Source organism: Flavimarina sp. Hel_I_48 (assembly GCF_000733945.1).
In the GTDB taxonomy this organism is placed as follows: Bacteria; Bacteroidota; Bacteroidia; order Flavobacteriales; family Flavobacteriaceae; genus Leeuwenhoekiella.
This window is the reverse complement of sequence record NZ_JPOL01000002.1, coordinates 1,404,579-1,422,708: the sequence shown is the minus strand read 5'-3', so window position 1 is coordinate 1,422,708 and position 18,130 is coordinate 1,404,579. Positions and strand designations below refer to the sequence as shown.

Below are 18,130 nucleotides of genomic sequence, written 5' to 3'. Positions count from 1 at the left end.
TTTGAAAACCCACACCTCTGCACAAGAATTTGACGGCACGCGTTCTACTGTTGTTACCATAGGCACTTTTGATGGCGTACACATGGGGCATCGCAAGATCGTTCAGCGCTTATTGGCCAGTGCAAAAAGCAATAATTTTGAATCTGTGGTGTTGACATTTTTTCCGCATCCGCGTATGGTTGTTCAGAAAAATGCGGATATACAATTGATAAACACCATTGAAGAGCGTAAAAACCTGCTTGAAAAAACGGGTCTTGACCATCTTATTATCCACCCTTTTACCCTTGAATTTTCGCGTCTTTCGGCAGAAGCTTATGTAAAGGATATTTTAATGGACCAGCTTCATGCAAAGAAAGTGATCATAGGTTACGATCACCACTTTGGCCGTAATCGAAATGCGAACATAGAGGATCTCAAACGCTATGGAGAGGAATATGGCTTTGAAGTCGAGGAAATATCAAAACAGGACATTGATGATGTTTCCATAAGTTCTACAAAAATAAGAAAGGCGCTCCTTCTGGGAGATGTAGAGAAAGCCAATATTTATTTGGGGCATCCTTTTTCCCTTACCGGAATCGTTTCCCGGGGAAAAGGTCTGGGCCGTAAAATGAATTACCCTACCGCTAATCTAAAGATTGAAGAATCCTACAAAATTATTCCAAAGAAAGGGGTATACGTAGTTCAGTGTGAAATAGACGGCAAGCAAGAATATGGGATGATGAGCATAGGCACAAACCCTACGGTAGGGGGAAGCGATCTTACCGTTGAAACCTATTTTTTTGATCTGGACAGGGATTTGTACGACAAAAAACTTGAGATACAGATGCTCTGCAGGATCAGGGATGAAAAAAACTTTAGTGGTATTGAGGAACTCATTGCCGCGATGGAGGCAGATGAACAGTTTTCTAGAAATTATATCGCAAAAATGAATGCTGAATAAGTGGCTCTATACGCGCGTTGACAATTCTGCCCTTGTCCTTTTTAGGATTATTTTCGGGCTGCTGATTACCATTGAGGCCTGGGGTGCAATTGCTACCGGATGGATTGACCGTACACTTTTAGAGAGCAATTTCAATTTCCATTTTATAGGTTTAGACTTTCTACAGCCACTGCCCGGTCACGGGATGTACTATTATTATGGTATCATGGGACTGCTGGGTATATTTGTGATGCTGGGTTATCGCTACCGTTTAAGCATTTTGGGTTACGCAGTAATGTGGGCTGGGGTGTATTTTATGCAAAAATCATCCTACAATAATCATTATTATTTATTATTACTTTTGTTGTGCATTTTAGCCTGTATGCCGGCCAACCGTTATTTATCACTAGATGTAAGACGGGAGCCAGCACTTAAACAGAGCACTATGCCGCAGTGGGTTTATGTTGTGATCATCGCCCAGTTATGGATCGTCTACACTTTTGGCGCTATTGCAAAAATTTACCCTGACTGGCTAGACGGTTCCCTGCCGGGGCTGCTCATGAAGGCACGCAGTCATTATTGGCTTGTGGGTGATGTGCTGCAACAGGAATGGACGCATCATGTGATTGCTTATGTGGGAATTCTATTTGATGCGCTAATAATCCCCGCATTGTTGTGGAAACCAACACGAAAAGTAGCATTCGCCTTTTCCATATTTTTTCATTTGTTCAATTCCATTGTATTTCAAATCGGTATTTTCCCGTATATGTCGCTGGCATTTACGCTATTCTTTTTTCCGGCGGAAACGATACGGCGCATTTTTCTGCCGAAAAAGCCGATTTATACCGAAAATGAGGTGATTTTACCTAAAAACCGACAGCTTTTTGAAACAGTATTTATCGTCTATTTCATTTTTCAGATAGGTTTGCCTCTTCGTCATTTGTTCATTAAAGATGATGTATTGTGGACGGAAGAAGGACATCGTTTAAGTTGGCGTATGATGTTGCGGGCAAAAGCTGGAAGAATTACGTTTAACGTGATCGATAAAGCCACAAAAGAGCCCATCACCATAGACCGAAAGGATTTCCTTTCCAAAAAACAGCAACGCGCCGTGGCAACAAAACCAGATATGATCTGGCAGTTTTGTCAATATCTAAAAGAAAAGTACGCTAAGGAAGGAAGGGATATTGCAATTTACATTGATTGCAAGGTGCGCGTGAATGATCACGATTATGAAACTTTTATAGATCCCAAAGTAGATATGGCTGCTGCGGAATGGGATTATTTTTGGCATAATGAGTGGATAATGCCATCGCAATTGAATCCTGCCGATTAGCGTAAAAAAGTTCAATTATAAAAGAATTGACTATTTTAGTATTCTAATTTTTCTCAATGAAAAATATCCTATACTATTTAATACTAATTATCCCCATGATTATTGGGATTTGGAGGTATTGTATTGGAATTAAATCTTGGATTAATTTAATACTCTTTATTCTTCTACCTTTTATTTTGCTGATCTGTAAGTTTAGTTATGATCTTATCAAAGAAAAACAAAATAAGATAGAAAAATATTCTCAAGAACAGCGAGAATTGACCCAGGATTATAAAATATTGAATAATGAAAAAAATATAGAATTTCTTCTACAACTAGCTCAAGAAAAATCTCTTTTTAATGAACAAGAAAATTATCAAGATGCTGAGGCTTATCTAACTGAGAAATTTAATTTAAAACAAGGAGAATTAAATAATCTGCTTAAAGAAAATGAATCACGCAAAGATGATCTTCTGAGAGCAGCGTTGAGTTATTTTATTTCCGATGATTACAATAGCTCATTATTATATTTTAATAAGCTGTTAGAGGATTCCAATGACCCCAAAAAAAGAGTCATGGCTTATTCTTTTAAAGGTGAAATTTTATTGAGGATTTTGAAACTAGATGAAAGTAAAAAAAATTCATTAGATGCATTAGAAATTTTTTCAAATAATAATGAGTTACTGAAAAATAGAGTTTATGCTTTTGAGTTAGGACGTATTTATGGCAATTTGGGAGTAATTGCTAAGAGAGAAAATAATCTAGAGTCTGCAGTTTTTTATTATTCTAAGGAATTACATTTATTTGAAAGTTTGAATGAGCAATTCTACCGCCAATATGATTTTCAGATGGCGAAAGCCCATCAAAAAATTTATGCCCTATATAGTGGACTTAATCAAAGCGAGAAGGGTTATTCTAATTTGATTAAAGCTGAGAAGCTCTTAAAAGGTATAAATCACTTTAAAAGTGGGTTATTTATAGACTATGCTAATGTTTTGAACAGTTTAGGATTGTACCATGTCAATAAGAACGCATTTGATAAGGCTGACTCATTCTTTTTAAAGGCTTTGAATGTTTTACCAAAAATAAATAATGAAAAAGAACGTCTAAGATTACAAGCATTAACATACTCTAATGTGTCGCAGAAAGAAGTTAATCAGTTTAATTTGAACAAAAGTCATAATTTGAAGCAAGCTTTAAATTATTCGAGGAAGGCTAAAAAGGTTTATTTAGAACTCAAAATTTACGAAGATGACAATATTGAATTTCAATTTGGTCAATCTTTGGGTAATTTGGCGAATATTCTTAGATATATGGGTAAGTATGAGGAATCAGAAAGAACATATAAGGAAGTATTAGTTTTACGAAAAAAAATAGCTGAAAAAGCACCTGGTTTTAGCAGTATAAAACTTGCAGATGGATACATATCTTACGCCATGTTTCTTTATGATGATCTAAAGAAGTTTGATGAGGCAAAGGAATATGCGCAAAAGGCAATTTTGCTATACACACCATACATTGAGGTTGATCCAAGTTTAAAACATTGGATAAATATTGCTAATAATATAATTTCAAATAACAATTAAAATAATTTCTAATTGTTATTTGTAAAGTGTCTGATGGTAGTTGAATCCGTTAGAATTCCTTACTTTTGGCCGTTCAACTTAGGATCAAAACATCATGTTACACGTTGCCGATATTCAGGAAAATAAAGAAGCTTACATTCAAGCACTTAAGAAAAGGAATTTTAATGCCACTGAAGTATTTGATAAAGTACTTTCGGCAGATGAAAAGCGCCGTAATACGCAGACCCAGTTAGACAATACCCTCGCAGAGAGCAACAAACTTTCGAAAGAGATCGGTACGATGTACAAAAATGGGGAGGCTAAAAAAGCAACTATCCTTAAAGAACGCACCGGTAAACTGAAAGAAGATTCTAAAAATCTTCAGGAAACGCTAAATAAAACGATCGCAGAACTGGAAACCCTTTTGTACACCATTCCCAATGTGCCCCAGGAAAGCGTTCCTGCAGGAACAAGTGAAGATGATAATGAAGAGGTTTTTAGAAAAGGGGACGTTCCCGTATTGGCCGAAGGCGCACTGCCGCACTGGGAGTTGGCAAAAAAATACGATATCATCGATTTTGAGTTGGGCAACAAAATTACCGGCGCCGGTTTTCCGGTCTATAAAGGTAAGGGAGCGCGTCTGCAACGTGCCCTGATCACCTATTTCCTTGATAAAAATATTGACGCGGGCTATACCGAATATCAGGTTCCGTTAATGGTCAACGAAGCTTCTGGTTTTGGTACCGGGCAGCTTCCAGATAAAGAAGGGCAGATGTACCATGTAACAAATGATGATCTTTACCTTATCCCTACTTCAGAAGTGCCGGTCACAAATATGTTTCGGGATGAACTGCTTGACGAAAAGAATCTTCCCATTGCCTGTACTGCCTATACGCCATGTTTCCGCAGGGAAGCGGGTTCTTATGGTGCGCATGTGCGCGGTCTAAACCGTTTGCACCAGTTTGAGAAAGTGGAGATCGTACGTATAGAAAAGCCAGAAAACAGCGATGCCGCCCTGGATGGAATGGTAGAACATGTGAAGGGGATTCTTGATGAACTCCAGCTTCCCTATAGAATTCTTAGGCTTTGCGGTGGTGACCTGGGCTTTACAGCTAGTTTGACCTATGATTTTGAAGTGTTTTCAACCGCGCAGGACCGCTGGCTGGAAATCAGTTCTGTTTCCAACTTTAAAACCTTTCAGGCAAACCGGTTAAAGCTGCGTATAAGAGACAAAGAAGGGAATAAACAGTTGGCACACACGTTGAATGGTAGTTCACTCGCACTACCACGTGTTTTAGCGGGAATCCTTGAGAATTATCAGGCCGAAGATCACATAAAAATACCAGAAGTGTTAGTGCCGTATTGTGGTTTTGATAAGATAGAATTAAATTAAGAAAGCTATTTTCTTATGTTTTAAACCTATTTATGGTGGTTTTAGAGCATAAATAAGGGGTTTTTAAATCCCTTATTTTTCTGAAAGCGGTTTTAGATCTATGTAATGATATTTTACGGTTCCCAGATGTTCCACTTCAATTTTATTTTTCTTTAAAGTGCACCAGTCGCAGTTTATGGATATCTCCTCTTCGGAATATTGACTCAGTAATGCGTCTGTGATCAATATATATTCGCTTATATCCAGATTGTTTTTAAGCAAACGGTGCGCGGTAATGACGTCCTCACCCATAAGTTTGATATGCGTTCCTATGGGCACCATCCCTATCTCTTCACCATAATGTAAGATTATTTTTAAGCCCAGGATTTCAGGCATGCTGTCTGAGTCTTTATTTTCGTTATATTTTTCCTTCAGAAGTTCTAAGCGCTCGTAAAAATCAACATAAAAGTTACGGCACTGATCTATAAGTTCTTTAAACCTGGGCAAATCACCGCTTTTATAGAAAAGAACCGCGTCGCCCTCAATTTCAGATACTTTCAAGTCGAGTTCATTTGCATAGATAATCTCATTGAGAAGTGCCGGGATCACCTGAGAGGTCAGTTTAAAATTGGCTTCACGCATAAACTGGGTAAAACCGCTTATATCTGGGATGCACAAAAGCGTGGGAGATGTTTTCATAAGTAAATATTTTATTCGGTAAATCTTCTAAAAATGTGTAAAAACGCCCAATTTATTGATTATTTCGACTGATTTTCTGTTATTTCTGATGGTTTATTGTCTTCACCCTTTCCGAAGAAATACAGTAGAATGTTCACCGCTATAAATGTTATCGCTGCCGGAAGCGTCCACCCCAGTCCCCAGTTACCCAGGGGAATCGTGTTGCGTACCATATCTAAACTGGTCCTGTTGAGACTGTGTAAAAAATCGGGAAGGCTAAAAAGGAGCGTAACTAAAACCACTGCCTTAAAAACCCAATGCGAGATCCATTTTCTGGGCATAACATTGAGCAAGATAAGAATAATGGTAATTGGATATACAAAGAAAAGCGCAGGCACGGCAATGGCTATTATAAAATCTGTGTTGAACTGTCCTATAAGTACGCCTAGCGCACATGCGAAAAATAAGGTTATAAAGTATGCTTTCTTTGATCCTTTAAAAAGACCCTGAATAAAATCTGCCGTTCCCGTAACCGCTCCTGTGGCAGTGGTAAAGCAGGCGATACCTACAGAAGTTGCCAGTAAAATACGCCCGCCAGACCCCAATGTGTCATAACTTATAAAAGAAAGCAGCTCCGTGCGGGAGTCTGTGGGTTGTGCTGGGATATACAATGCCCCTACATATATAAGTCCCGTGTAAATGAGTACAAGCGCCATTCCTGCAAGTAATGCCCCACGCATAATGACCTTTCTCTTATGGGAGTAATCCCCATTTTGATTGAGGTTTAAGGAAACGATGACCACCGCCCCTACGACCATAGCGGCAATGGCGTCAAAGGTTTGATAACCTTCAAGAAAACCTTCTGAAAAGGGTTGTTCTAGAGTATTCGCAAGGTTGGGTTCTCCGCCACTAAATATGCCTATACCTATAATCATGATCAGGATCATAATCAATAAAGGTGTGAGGTATTTACCTATGATATCCAGTAGCCGTGTCCTGTTTATGGCGAATAGGAATACCAACCCAAAATAGAGCGCGCTAAAAATCAGCGGACTCACACTAAAATAGGGCGCTATGCTCATTTCATAAGTTACTGCTGCCGTACGTGGCGCAGGTAGGGAAATCGCGACCGCATAAATCAAAACGCAATATATAATACTGAAAACAGGATGCACCTTGTTGCCAAAATCCAACATGGTGCCCTGTAACCGGGCATGTGCAATAATGCCCAGAATGGGTATAAGCACGGCAGATACTGCAAAGCCTAAAGTAACCAGCGACCAACCAGTGCCTGCACTAAATCCCAAAAATGGAGGCAGAATCAGGTTTCCCGCACCAAAAAACAGCGAAAAAAGTGCAAAAGCGGTTACAAGCGTCTGGTTTGTAGATCTCATGGTAAGTCGTACTTTCGTGGGGAAAGATAAGGTAATTATGACATTAGACTATAATGGGTCGAGACAATTTTATACCGTTGCCGGAACGGGACCGGTCTGTGTTCTGCTGCATGGTTTTATAGAAAACCATACGATCTGGAACGCTTTGTCAAAAAAGTTACAGAATACCCGTAAAGTCGTATGTATAGATTTACCGGGCCACGGGCAGAGCGAGGTGCTCAAAGAACCTGCAAGCATAAAAGCCATGGCTGAAGTGATATTTGCAATCCTCATAAAAGAGAATACAGAAAAAATTGATATTATAGGCCATTCCATGGGTGGTTACGTCGCACTCGCTTTTGCTAAGGCTTTCCCTGAAAAAACAAACGGAATTTTATTGCTCAATTCAACCCCTGTAGAGGATACAGAAGAACGGATAGCCAATAGAAAGCATGGTATAAAGATGGCCAAAAAAAATTATAAGGCCATCGTAAAAATGTCTGTGGCCAATATGTTTGCCGAAGGGAGCCAGAAGAAATTTAAAAAAGAAATTGAAAGCCTCAAAGCCGAAGCCTTAAAAACACCTCTTGAGGGATACATCAGCGCGCAGCAAGCAATGATGACCAGGGAGGATCTTTCAACCTTCTGGAAAATGGCGAATTTCAAAAAAGCCATGGTGCTTGGGAAGGAAGATCCTATAATTGATGCCGAAGCGACTAGAGACAGTTTTAAAGATGAGATTCCTGAAATCTCTATTAAATCTGGAGGTCATGCTCTATTCCTGGAAAATGAAATTGAGGTTTTTAAAGCAATAAGCAATTTTCTGGAATTGGGATAAGTTTTCTTTTCAAGAATTTTATACGCATTCACAGTTGAAGAATAGGTTTTATTTCGTGAAATAAAAGTCATTTTATGATCTAAAAAGAGCCCATTTTACCTGTTTTCTGAAATTATTTTGGGGTTGTAGAATGTTAAATTCCGAAGAAAATTGATAAAATAGGCTTCAAATTAACCTTAATTTATCTAAAAATTACCAAAATAATGTATTTCAACGATTAAATATGTTACTTAAGCTGATTCATCGTAAGTTTATTTTCTAAATTACATATTATGAGCTTACAACAATCCCAAATCGTTGAAAGGAAGAAAAAACTAAGTTGCAGTTTTTTAGGTCATCAGTTAGAAGTGGTCAAAAACTACAAGCATGGTCAAAATGAATATTGTTGCAAATGGTGCAAAAATCAATTTACCGATACTGATAGCGGAAAGCCGGGTTTTCTCACACCAAAACTACATCGCATCAATATTGCCTTAGAAAAGATCTATTACAGGAAAATGAGAATGTCTTAAACGCTTTCCTAAAGATTGGATCTTCCGGAGCGTTTTATTTTAATAAGAAAAATATTGCAGTCTTTTTGATATTTTCCTAGTTATTTTATCGAAAATTATATTGTTCCTCAGCGTTACGGCACATGTTGCGCTGGCGCCGGGTGCATTTTTTTGTTAATATAGCTGAAGTCTAAATAATAGTTTTTAGCAAGTTGGATTTTTTGATAAAATAGTAGGTGAATTTTCTGGTTTCCTTCAGATAATTTATTATATTCAAGAACCTAATTATCAAACTTTTACTATGCAAAAACGAAGTCGCAAAATTGCTGAGCAGTTAAGCCGATTACGCTGCCGGTTCGTAGGCCACAACATTTCCTTAAGCAAAGAATATGAAACCCATCAGCGAGAATATATTTGTAATGCCTGCAAATGTCAATACACTGAAGATAAAAACGGATACCTCACACCACTTACCCCTAAATTAAAACGGGTAAATGAGGTTATGGAACAATTTTATTTAAGGCGCAGACCAAAAACGGCTTAATCTTCCGCTTCATCTTCGTTAAGGGCGTTCCAGCCGCGTGCGATAATTGGGATTTGTGCGTTGCCACGTGTAATCAAATGCATGCCCTCATGTTCTTCGGTCATGTGGCCTATAACGGTAAAATTGGGATTGGCTTTTAATTTCTCGTAATCCTGCTGGGAGATTGTAAATAATAATTCGTAGTCTTCCCCGCCATTGAGTGCAACCGTGGTACTGTCAATCTTAAATTCCTCACAGACATTGATCATCTGAGGATCTAGGGGGATTTTATCTTCATATAATTTGCAACCTACTTTAGAATTTTTGCACAGATGCAAAATTTCCGAAGAGAGTCCGTCGCTTATATCTATCATGGAAGTGGGTTGAAGTTCCAGATCATTAAGTAATTTTACCACATCCTTTCGCGCTTCGGGTTTTAGCTGCCTTTCTACCAGGTATGTATAAGGTTCAAGATCTGGCTGGGAATTGGGATTCACCTTAAAAACCTCTTTTTCGCGATTTAATACCTGCAAACCCATATAAGCAGCACCAAGATCTCCGGTAACAACAAGCAGGTCCATAGGCTTTGCCCCATCCCGTTTTACAATTTTTTCTTCTTTAGCGGTGCCCAGCGCCGTTACACTTATCAAAAGCCCTTTTGAACTTGAAGTGGTATCGCCACCCACCAGATCAACATTATAGGCTTTTGCTGCAAGTAAAATACCGGCATAAAGTTCCTCTAACGCCTCAAGTGGAAACCTATTAGATACCGCAATGGAAACGGTGATCTGTGTTGCTTCGGCATTCATGGCGTACACATCAGAAAGGTTGACCATGACCGCTTTATAGCCTAAATGCTTGAGCGGCATAAAACTGAGGTCAAAATGAACGCCTTCCACTAACAAATCAGTTGTAAGGACAACTTTATTATCCTTAAAATCCAGAATCGCGGCATCATCGCCTATACCCTTGAGCGTACTTTCCTGTGCAATCGAAAAATGCTGTGTTAGGTGGTCAATAAGTCCAAATTCCCCCAGATCGCTCAGGGAAGTTCGTGAAGGTTCTTTATCTTGAAACATAGGTATTTGTTTGCCGGCAAATTTAATGGGAATTAGTTAGAAATTGCGCTTATTTTAGGCATTTCCCCTATTTTAATGAAAACGAAGAATTCATAATCATTTCTTTAGGGAATGTCATTGAATTCTCCTATCCTATAATCAACAAAGCCACTGGGAGTTTGCTGTAAGGTTCTATGGTAAAACCCTACTTTAGTGGTATATTTGTACATAATATCAAACCATTATGATTAAAGTAAGCGAAGATGCTAAAAAGAAGATAGCAAACCTCATGAGTGAGGAGGGTTATGATGCCGTACAGGATTATGTGCGGGTAGGTGTAAAGAGTGGTGGGTGTTCCGGTTTGTCCTACGAGTTGAAGTTTGATAAAACCGCGCACGAAGAGGATAAGCTTTTTGTTGATAACGCGATCAAGTTGATCGTTGACAAAAAGAGTTTTTTATACCTTATAGGGACAACGTTAGAATATAGCGGTGGTCTTAACGGGAAAGGTTTTGTTTTCAACAATCCCAATGCGCAGCGTACCTGCGGCTGCGGAGAGAGCTTTTCCCTGTAAAAAAAATTGACAAATACCGCGCCTTTTAAACAGGTACTGCGGCTTAGTAAGATATATTATGGCATATACAGAAGAAGATTTAGAGAAGGAATTAGCCACAAAAGAGTATAAATATGGCTTTTATACAGATATTGAGTCTGATACATTCCCCATAGGGCTCAATGAAGATATTGTGCGTGCTATCTCAAAGAAAAAAGAAGAGCCGGAATGGATGACCAACTGGCGCGTGGAGGCTTACCGTGGTTTTCTTGAAATGACGGAGCCCGACTGGGCAAACGTGCACTATCAAAAACCAGATTTACAGAATATTTCCTATTATTCTGCACCTTCTAAAAAACCGAAATACGATAGTCTTGATGAAGTAGATCCAGAGTTGCTGGATACCTTCAAAAGACTTGGCATATCACTTGATGAGCAGAAAAAACTTGCCGGGGTCGCGGTAGATGTAGTAATGGATTCGGTTTCTGTTGCAACTACGTTCAAAAAGACCCTTGCGGAAAAAGGGATTATTTTCTGTTCAATTTCCGAAGCTATACGGGAGCATGGCGATCTGGTCAAGAAATATCTGGGCAGCGTTGTCCCGCAAAAAGATAATTATTATGCGGCTTTGAATTCTGCGGTTTTTAGTGATGGTTCTTTTTGCTATATCCCTAAAGGGGTGCGTTGTCCCATGGAACTTTCCACCTATTTTAGGATCAATCAAGCCGGTACCGGTCAGTTTGAGCGCACATTGGTTATCGCAGATGAAGGTAGTTACGTCAGTTATTTAGAAGGTTGTACTGCGCCATCGCGTGATGAAAATCAGTTGCATGCGGCAGTTGTTGAACTTATTGCACTGGATGATGCAGAGATAAAATATTCTACTGTACAGAACTGGTATCCTGGTAACAGTGAGGGCAAGGGTGGCGTGTTCAATTTTGTGACCAAGCGCGGACTTTGCGAGAAAAGTGCAAAAATATCGTGGACGCAGGTAGAGACCGGTAGTGCCGTTACCTGGAAATATCCCAGTTGTATTTTAAAGGGGGATAATTCCATTGGTGAATTTTATTCTATTGCAGTAACTAACAATTACCAGCAGGCTGATACGGGAACTAAAATGGTGCATTTAGGTAAAAATACCCGTAGTACGATCATTTCAAAAGGTATATCTGCCGGTAAATCCCAGAATAGTTATAGAGGTCTGGTGCAGATCAACAGCAGGGCAGAAAACGCCCGTAATTTTTCCCAGTGTGATTCTTTGTTGATGGGTAATGCCTGCGGGGCGCATACATTCCCCTATATCGAGGCGAAGAACAAGACGGCAAAAGTAGAACACGAGGCCACGACCAGTAAGATAGGGGAAGATCAGATCTTTTACTGTAATCAACGGGGTATAGATACTGAAAAGGCTATCGCCCTGATCGTAAATGGCTTCAGTAAAGAGGTTTTAAACAAATTGCCCATGGAGTTTGCGGTGGAAGCTCAAAAACTTCTTGAAATTTCCCTGGAAGGTTCTGTAGGTTAATCTTAGTCAATAAAAGTTTTAGTACATGCAGAAGGCTTTTAGCTTTATATTTTTGATTTTTCTTTTTTTGGGCTCTTGTAAGGATTCAAAAAATAGTTTTGAGGAAGGTTATGAGAATGCCCAGAACGACGCGCGTGTAGAAGAACAATTGGAAACTGAAAATGCTTTGGAATTGTTTGTTTTTGACGGTGGAAGGATTTTTGAACATGGAAATCAACATTCACGTAAACAAGAAACCCAGGAGAATGAGCTTCGCATATTAGCCGATGCCTTTTATGTGGTCAAGCATTCTAAAGGGGTGTTGATATGGGATACGGGCTTACCGGAAAAAGTGGTGGGGGAAGACCCCTTTACGACTTCAGATGGCGCGTTTACTATTTCCCGCAAGGATAGTTTGGTTAAGCAATTGGCAAGTATAGGTTTAAGTACTGAGGATGTGGATTATATTGGGTTCTCTAACATATATTTTGACCATACAGGCGCCGCTAACTACTTTCCCAACGCGAAATGGCTCGTTCAGGAAAATACCCTTGATTTTATAAAAAGTGATTCCGTAAAAGATAACAATTTATACGATCTGGCCAGCTTTGATAAATTGACAGATAAAAAAATGCTCAATGGTGACTATGATCTTTTTGATGATGGTAAAGTAATTGTCAAATATGTGTCAGGTCCTGCTGACGGTAATCAGGGTTTGTTTGTGAACTTAGAGCAACATGGACCTGTACTTCTCGCGAGAGACAAGTATCATTTTATGGAGCATAAAGGTAGAATGGTGAATTCAGACCTTATTGAAAGTTGGGCAGAATCAAATAAAAATTTAGATATAGTGGATGAGTTTGTAAGGGTGAAAAACCCTAAAATCTACATTCAACATGATATAAACGATTTTAAATCATTGCAGAAAGCGCCCAAATCCCTGAAATAATGAAACAATTTTTCATCGTTAGTAGCTTTCTTCTCGTACTTTTCAGTTGTACCGATAAGCGTGAAAATGTAATAACAGGAGATTTTATTTATATCGCTGATTCAGCAGTTATTAAAGGTGAGGATTTTATTTATGGTGTTGAAATAGACAGTATGACCATGCAATTGGCAAAAGAGGCAGCTGCTTTTAAAAATGGGGATTTTGATATGGTTCCCATCATTATAGAAGGAAGTTTGCACGAAAAAGAAAAAAACACAGAAGGGTGGGACACCATCGTTAAGGTTGACAAAATCATTGCTGTAGGATCCCTAAAGGTTCGGCAGGAAAAAGTGAGCAACACAAAATAAAAGAGTAAATAAATTAAAATTACGGGCAGTCCAGACTGCTCACAAAGCAAGAATATATGCTACAAGTAAAGAATTTAAGTGCCGGGATTGAAGGCAAACAGATATTAAACGGTATTGATCTAGAAATTAATGCTGGTGAAGTACACGCTATTATGGGACCTAATGGTTCTGGTAAGAGCACACTTTCTTCTGTCATTGCCGGTAAAGAGGAATATGAGGTATCTGGAGGTGAAGTGCTTTTTGAAGGGGAGTCCCTTCTTGAACTTGATGCGGAAGAACGTGCCCACAAAGGTTTGTTTCTATCGTTTCAATATCCTATTGAAATCCCTGGTGTTTCGGTTACAAATTTTATAAAAACAGCTATTAATCAAACCCGAAAAGCTAAAGGTCTTGAGGATATGCCGGCAAGCGAAATGCTAAAGCTTATCCGTGAAAAGTCTGAATTGCTTGATATGGATCGCAAATTCCTGGCACGTTCCTTAAATGAAGGATTTTCGGGCGGGGAGAAGAAGAGAAATGAGATTTTCCAAATGGCCATGCTTGATCCCAAGTTGGCTATTCTTGATGAAACAGATTCAGGACTGGATATTGATGCTTTGCGCATTGTGGCCAGTGGCGTGAATAAATTGCGCGCTGCAGATAAATCCATTCTCGTGATCACGCACTACCAGCGTTTACTGGAATATATCGTTCCTGACTTCGTGCACGTTATGATTGAAGGAAGGATTGTAAAATCTGGTGGTAAGGAACTTGCATATGAATTAGAGGAAAAAGGGTACGACTGGGTAAAAGCAGAACTTACCGCATAAAGTGGTGTTTTTGATATAAAAACGCCCTTTTTCACGCATTTTTCAGTGCTATTAAAACAAATACAATGAATTTAAAAGATAAATTACTATCATCTTATTTGGCCTATCAGGAAAATATGGATCTCAACAATTCCATGAGCGAATTGCGGGACAAATCCATACGCAATTTTGAATCCCAGGGGTTTCCGACTAAAAAAGATGAAGACTGGAAGTATACTTCACTTAACAGCATTGTCAAAAATGATTTTAGTATAACTCCGGCTACAGAAGATACCATAGAATTTAAGGATGTCAAGAAATATTTCATTCATGATATTGACACCTATAAAATTGTCTTTATTGATGGCGTTTACAGCTCTTACTTATCTGAAACGACCCATGATGGTGTAGATATTTGCCTGTTGAGTTCCGCACTTGATAAAGCAAAATACAAACCGGTCATAGATGTATATTACAACAAGATCGCTAAAGAAAGCAGCCTGACATCCCTAAATACCGCCTTTGCAAAAGAAGGCGCCTATATTTATATTCCAAAGGGAAAGGCGGTAAACAAGCCTATACAGATCATCCATCTGGCTACCGGGAACGAGGCTAATTTTATGCTGCAGCCCCGTAATCTCATTATTGCCGAAGAAAATACTGAAGTTCAGATTATTGAACGGCACCAAAGCTTAGGTAATAACGCTGTTTTTACAAATTCAGTGACTGAAATCCATGCCGGTAAACGGGCCATGGTTGATTATTACAAAATACAGAACGATAAAGAAGAAGCTTCGCTTATTGATAATACCCATATTGATCAGCGGGACAATAGTGAAGTTTCGGTACATACCTTTTCTTTTGGTGGAAAATTAACGCGTAACAACCTCAATTTTTATCAGAATGGGGAACACATCAATTCCATTTTAAAAGGGGTTACGATTATTGAAGGTAAGCAGCACGTAGATCACAATACGCTCGTGCACCATATTCAGCCCAACTGTGAAAGCCATCAGGATTATAAAGGTATTTTTGATGATCGCTCTACCGGTGTTTTTAATGGTAAAGTACTGGTAGATAAAATCGCACAAAAGATCAATGCTTACCAAAGCAACAATAATATTCTGGTAAGTGATAAAGCGACCATAAATTCAAAACCGCAGCTGGAAATATTTGCAGATGATGTACGTTGTTCGCACGGTTGCACTATTGGTCAACTTGACGAGAGTGCTCTTTTTTATATGCGCTCCCGCGGTATCGGCAAAAAAGAGGCCAGGGCTTTGTTGATGTATGCCTTCGCCAATACCGTACTGGAAAGCGTAAAAATACCACAGATTAAAACCAGGATAACAAAATTGATCGCCAATAAGATTGGTGTTCATATTGGTTTTGATGTCTAAAAAAACGGTTATTTAGGGTTGTTTTCAGCCCTTTTTATCGGTTTTTAGAGTAAAAAGAATGATAATCTGAGTAAACTAAATTCATGAATACCATACAAGAACCCCGCACTTTTCCAGTGGAGAAAATCCGTAGTGATTTCCCTATTTTAACGCGCAAGGTCAATGGTAATCCATTGGTTTATTTTGACAATGCCGCAACTTCACAAACCCCCCAGCAGGTTATTGATGCGATTGTAGATTATTACTCGCACTATAATGCCAATATTCACCGTGGGGTTCACGCCTTGTCACAGGAAGCAACAGATGCTTATGAGCAGGCGAGGATCAAGATCCAAAAGCATTTTAATGCAAAAAATCCCTATGAGATTATTTTCACATCAGGAACGACTCATGGGATCAATATGGTTGCAGCGGGTTTTGCCAATTTAATAGGAAAGGGAGATGTGATATTGGTTTCCGCGATGGAACATCATAGCAACATCGTACCCTGGCAAATGCTTTGTGAAAAATCAGGAGCCGTGTTAAAGGTGATCCCCATGAAGCATTCCGGTGAACTGGATATGGTTGCTTTCAACGCTACGATCACCGAGGATGTAAAACTGGTTTTTGTAAATCATGTAAGTAATGCACTGGGTACCGTAAATCCCATCAAGGAAATTATTGATAAGACGCATGCCGTGGGAGGTGCCGTACTTATAGACGGGGCACAGGCTGCACCACATGTAAAAGCAGACGTGCAAGCACTTGATGCCGACTTCTACGTAGCTTCAGCGCATAAAATGTGCGGGCCTACGGGTGTGGGCGTGCTGTACGGTAAAGAAGAATGGCTTACAAAACTACCACCATATCAAGGGGGCGGTGAAATGATCGCGACCGTAACATTTGAAAAAACAACCTATGCTGGACTTCCGCATAAATTTGAAGCGGGGACGCCTAATATTTGTGGGGGTATCGCCTTTGGCGCAGCGCTGGATTATATGAATGCCATAGGTTTTGATGCTATAGCCGCATATGAGCATGAGTTATTGGTTTACGGGACGAATGAACTGAAGAAAATTGAGGGCATGCGCATTTTTGGCGAAGCCAAAGAAAAAACAGCGGTAATTTCCTTTAATGTTGATGAAATTCATCCCTACGATATTGGTACCATCCTTGATAAACTGGGTATAGCGGTGCGGACGGGACATCATTGTGCGCAGCCCATTATGGATTATTATAAAATTCCCGGTACGGTACGTGCTTCGTTTGCTTTTTATAATACCAAAGAAGAAATTGACGTTATGATTACAGCGCTGAAACGTGCACTGAACATGCTGAGATAAAATGCTTTAGATCATACCCGGGGGCGACACCTAAATTCAATATGACTAATATATGCGAATGAGAAATTTCTTTGTAGTGCTTATCATTTGTCTGTTCTGCATTTCCTGCGGAGGCATCTCTACGGAAACCCTGATTGTTGGTTCTTCAAAAGTTCCATGTACGGGAGAATCTGCTCAGGACTGCCTTCAGGTCAAAAAAGACAGTACCGCAACCTGGGAGCAATTCTACGGAAATATAGAGGGTTTCGATTATGAACCAGGATATGTTTACACCTTGGAAGTTGAAAAAGAACAGGCAAAAGATAGTCCTGCAGATGCATCACATTTAAAATACACCCTAAAACGCATACTTGATAAAACCAAAATGGGACAGGATGATTTAAGCCTTAAGGGGAATTTTAGTATCGCTACCTTTATGGGGCAATCTGTCGCTGACCGTGCCATGGAAATGAAATTTAATGCAAAAGAAGGACAGGTTAGTGGTAAAGGGATCTGCAACAGGTTTATGGGTACTTTTACAACAAGTGGTGAAAAAATAAAATTTTCACAGGCGGCAACCACAAAAATGATGTGCGAAAAGCCAGAACTTGAAAGGGATTTTTTTCAGGCAATGAATCAGGTTGATCACTTTACGTTGAAGCAGGATCAATTGAATTTAATGAAAGGTGACGAGACCGTACTTACGGCTAGCCTTAAAACAGAAGAATGAGCAGTATACAGGAAATACAAAACGAGATTGTTGATGAGTTTGCCATGTTTGACGACTGGATGGAGCGGTATGAATACATGATAGAACTTGGGAAATCGCTTCCACTTATCAACGAGAAGTATAAAACCGAAGAATATATCATCAAAGGTTGCCAGAGCAAAGTATGGGTTCATGCTGATATGGAAGAAGGAAAGGTGGCTTTTACCGCAGATAGCGACGCGATCATTACTAAAGGTATAATCGCCATTTTAATACGTACCTTTTCTGGACAGCCCCCTAAAGAAATTCTGGATGCGGATACCGCATTTATTGACAAAATAGGGTTGAAAGAACATTTATCGCCCACAAGGGCCAATGGACTGGTAAGTATGATTAAGCAAATTAAGCTGTATGCAATCGCTTACCAGACACAATTAGATTAAACGA

Annotated in this window: 18 protein-coding genes; 15 read left to right on the top strand and 3 right to left on the bottom strand. The window is 39.4% G+C overall.

The window, feature by feature from the left end; genetic code table 11:
* Window position 1 precedes the first annotated feature (1 nt).
* From P162_RS06445 to serS, 4 genes are all read left to right on the top strand, one after another.
* Window positions 2–940, top strand: coding sequence for a bifunctional riboflavin kinase/FAD synthetase (locus P162_RS06445; protein ID WP_031426434.1), 939 nt, complete (start codon window positions 2–4; stop codon window positions 938–940).
* Window positions 930–2,255 carry an HTTM domain-containing protein gene (locus P162_RS06440; protein WP_031426433.1) on the top strand — a complete coding sequence of 442 codons (1,326 nt, stop codon included), beginning with the start codon at window positions 930–932 and terminating at the stop codon, window positions 2,253–2,255. Before P162_RS06445 ends, P162_RS06440 begins: the two co-directional genes overlap by 11 nt.
* A gap of 56 nt (window positions 2,256–2,311) precedes the next feature.
* Window positions 2,312–3,820, top strand: coding sequence for a tetratricopeptide repeat protein (locus P162_RS06435; RefSeq protein ID WP_031426432.1), 1,509 nt, complete (start codon window positions 2,312–2,314; stop codon window positions 3,818–3,820).
* 94 nt (window positions 3,821–3,914) lie between these two features.
* A complete protein-coding gene (serS, locus tag P162_RS06430) occupies window positions 3,915–5,192 on the top strand; it encodes a serine--tRNA ligase (protein ID WP_031426430.1) in 1,278 nt (425 codons plus the stop codon).
* A gap of 72 nt (window positions 5,193–5,264) precedes the next feature.
* On the opposite strand, the gene P162_RS06425 is transcribed toward serS, so the two are convergent.
* Both P162_RS06425 and brnQ read right to left on the bottom strand, forming a co-directional pair.
* Window positions 5,265–5,870, bottom strand: coding sequence for a DUF2652 domain-containing protein (locus tag P162_RS06425; RefSeq protein WP_031426429.1), 606 nt, complete (start codon window positions 5,868–5,870; stop codon window positions 5,265–5,267).
* Window positions 5,871–5,929: 59 nt separating this feature from the next.
* On the bottom strand, window positions 5,930–7,243 hold the full coding sequence (gene brnQ, locus P162_RS06420) for a branched-chain amino acid transport system II carrier protein (protein ID WP_035916910.1): 1,314 nt from the start codon (window positions 7,241–7,243) through the stop codon (window positions 5,930–5,932).
* A 37-nt stretch (window positions 7,244–7,280) separates the two neighbouring features.
* On the opposite strand from brnQ, the gene P162_RS06415 reads away from it, so the two are divergent.
* Window positions 7,281–8,060, top strand: a complete 780-nt coding sequence (locus P162_RS06415; protein WP_031426427.1) for an alpha/beta fold hydrolase — start codon at window positions 7,281–7,283, stop codon at window positions 8,058–8,060.
* 272 nt (window positions 8,061–8,332) lie between these two features.
* Window positions 8,333–8,572 (top strand): hypothetical protein, encoded by a 240-nt coding sequence (locus tag P162_RS06410; protein ID WP_035916908.1) that lies wholly within the window; start codon window positions 8,333–8,335, stop codon window positions 8,570–8,572.
* Window positions 8,573–9,091: 519 nt separating this feature from the next.
* On the opposite strand, the gene thiL is transcribed toward P162_RS06410, so the two are convergent.
* On the bottom strand, window positions 9,092–10,153 hold the full coding sequence (thiL, locus tag P162_RS06400; RefSeq protein ID WP_031426425.1) for a thiamine-phosphate kinase: 1,062 nt from the start codon (window positions 10,151–10,153) through the stop codon (window positions 9,092–9,094).
* A gap of 223 nt (window positions 10,154–10,376) precedes the next feature.
* Between thiL and P162_RS06395 the strand changes: the two genes are divergently transcribed.
* The 9 genes from P162_RS06395 to P162_RS06355 all read left to right on the top strand — a co-directional run bounded on the left by P162_RS06395 (window position 10,377) and on the right by P162_RS06355 (window position 18,126).
* A complete protein-coding gene (locus tag P162_RS06395; RefSeq protein ID WP_031426424.1) occupies window positions 10,377–10,706 on the top strand; it encodes a HesB/IscA family protein in 330 nt (109 codons plus the stop codon).
* A 58-nt stretch (window positions 10,707–10,764) separates the two neighbouring features.
* Window positions 10,765–12,210 carry a Fe-S cluster assembly protein SufB gene (sufB, locus tag P162_RS06390; protein WP_031426423.1) on the top strand — a complete coding sequence of 482 codons (1,446 nt, stop codon included), beginning with the start codon at window positions 10,765–10,767 and terminating at the stop codon, window positions 12,208–12,210.
* Window positions 12,211–12,235: 25 nt separating this feature from the next.
* Window positions 12,236–13,138, top strand: a complete 903-nt coding sequence (locus tag P162_RS06385; protein WP_051907804.1) for an MBL fold metallo-hydrolase — start codon at window positions 12,236–12,238, stop codon at window positions 13,136–13,138.
* Window positions 13,138–13,485, top strand: coding sequence for a hypothetical protein (locus P162_RS06380; protein WP_031426421.1), 348 nt, complete (start codon window positions 13,138–13,140; stop codon window positions 13,483–13,485). The genes P162_RS06385 and P162_RS06380 overlap by 1 nt, the downstream gene beginning before the upstream one ends.
* A 56-nt stretch (window positions 13,486–13,541) precedes the next feature.
* Window positions 13,542–14,294: a Fe-S cluster assembly ATPase SufC gene (gene sufC / locus P162_RS06375; protein ID WP_031426420.1), complete on the top strand. Its 753-nt coding sequence runs from the start codon at window positions 13,542–13,544 to the stop codon at window positions 14,292–14,294.
* Between the two features lie 65 nt (window positions 14,295–14,359).
* A complete protein-coding gene (gene sufD / locus P162_RS06370) occupies window positions 14,360–15,673 on the top strand; it encodes a Fe-S cluster assembly protein SufD (protein ID WP_031426419.1) in 1,314 nt (437 codons plus the stop codon).
* An 83-nt stretch (window positions 15,674–15,756) separates the two neighbouring features.
* Complete coding sequence (locus P162_RS06365; protein ID WP_031426418.1) at window positions 15,757–16,995, top strand: aminotransferase class V-fold PLP-dependent enzyme; 1,239 nt, start codon at window positions 15,757–15,759, stop codon at window positions 16,993–16,995.
* A 58-nt stretch (window positions 16,996–17,053) separates the two neighbouring features.
* Complete coding sequence (locus P162_RS06360; RefSeq protein WP_081868387.1) at window positions 17,054–17,704, top strand: DUF4377 domain-containing protein; 651 nt, start codon at window positions 17,054–17,056, stop codon at window positions 17,702–17,704.
* Window positions 17,701–18,126 carry a SufE family protein gene (locus tag P162_RS06355; RefSeq protein WP_031426416.1) on the top strand — a complete coding sequence of 142 codons (426 nt, stop codon included), beginning with the start codon at window positions 17,701–17,703 and terminating at the stop codon, window positions 18,124–18,126. The genes P162_RS06360 and P162_RS06355 overlap by 4 nt, the downstream gene beginning before the upstream one ends.
* The last annotated feature ends 4 nt before the right edge of the window (window positions 18,127–18,130 follow it).